1 pseudogene is annotated in these 445 nt (G+C 35.3%); it reads right to left on the reverse strand.

The features are described 5' to 3' along the window. Nucleotides 1-232: 232 nt before the first annotated feature. Nucleotides 233-445, reverse strand: a pseudogene (locus AACQ14_RS24935) (IS1634 family transposase); the annotation flags it as partial.

Raw genomic sequence — 445 nt, forward strand, 5'->3', positions numbered from 1 at the left:
TCCCCACTGAACACACAATAAATTGTGTGGCTACGCCCCCTTTGGGAACTGATAAAATCACAGTGCAGCTTACCGCTGTTCCGTAAGCGTAAATCCCAGGGCTAACGCATGAAAAAATTTCCATTATGTTGTATAATCCTGTCTTTGACAGTTGAAAGAAAATAAAAGCTTGATATGTCCTATTTACAAGGGGTTTCAAGCTTTTTTGTTTTGAGATTTTTGCGTACCTTTTTTTTTTTGTGTTTTTATATATTTTTTTCATTTCTCTGTTGCTAACAATCTGATAATCGGTTCTAAATCCAAAAACTTCATGAAGAGCATCAGTAAAGTCGGTTCGTGTATAGATTGGCATATATCCTTCGCCGGGAATAGCATGGAAGTTCATATCTTTCAACTGATTTATTATTTCATTGGTTGTGAATTTGTTATCCAGTTTCTTTTCTAG

This window comes from Vallitalea maricola, assembly GCF_036985595.1.
Taxonomy (GTDB): Bacteria; Bacillota; Clostridia; order Lachnospirales; family Vallitaleaceae; genus Vallitalea; species Vallitalea maricola.